1 pseudogene is annotated in these 530 nt (G+C 48.5%); it reads right to left on the bottom strand.

Annotated elements, in window-relative coordinates:
* Window positions 1-518 (bottom strand): annotated as a pseudogene (locus tag SQ11_RS15550) (glucose-6-phosphate isomerase); the annotation flags it as partial.
* Window positions 519-530 lie beyond the last annotated feature (12 nt).

The raw sequence follows: 530 nt of genomic DNA on the forward strand, positions 1-530 counted from the left end.
TCCATGGTGAGCTGCTGTAGATAGGCAGGAAACCGCTTGAGAGAATGTGCATAAGGTAATACTGCGACGGTACCCGCATCAAAGAAGTCCGCATACCATACGTTCAGAAGCCCCATGATGACAGGCAGATTCTGTTCAAGTGGTGCACTGCGAAAATGTTCGTCCATGGCGTGAAAACCAGCAAGCATTTCGCAGAAAGCTTCCGGCCCGATGGCAATCATAATGGATAAGCCAATAGCAGAATCCATGGAATAACGCCCACCTACCCATTCCTGGAAACCAAACATCTGTTTGGAGGGGATACCAAAATCATTGACAGCTTTCTCATTGGTCGAGAGCGCTACAAAGTGGGGTGTGATGGCTTTCCTGTCACGTCCTGCAGCGGTTTGCAGCCAATGACGCGCAGTGTGCGCATTAGTCATGGTTTCGAGTGTGGTAAACGTTTTGGAAGCTATAATGAATAAGGTTTCATCCGGCCTCAATCCGTGTACTGCCTCTACAAAATCCGTTCCATCCACATTGGAAACGAA

It is taken from the genome of Nitrosospira sp. NpAV (assembly GCF_000832065.1).
GTDB lineage: Bacteria > Pseudomonadota > Gammaproteobacteria > Burkholderiales > Nitrosomonadaceae > Nitrosospira.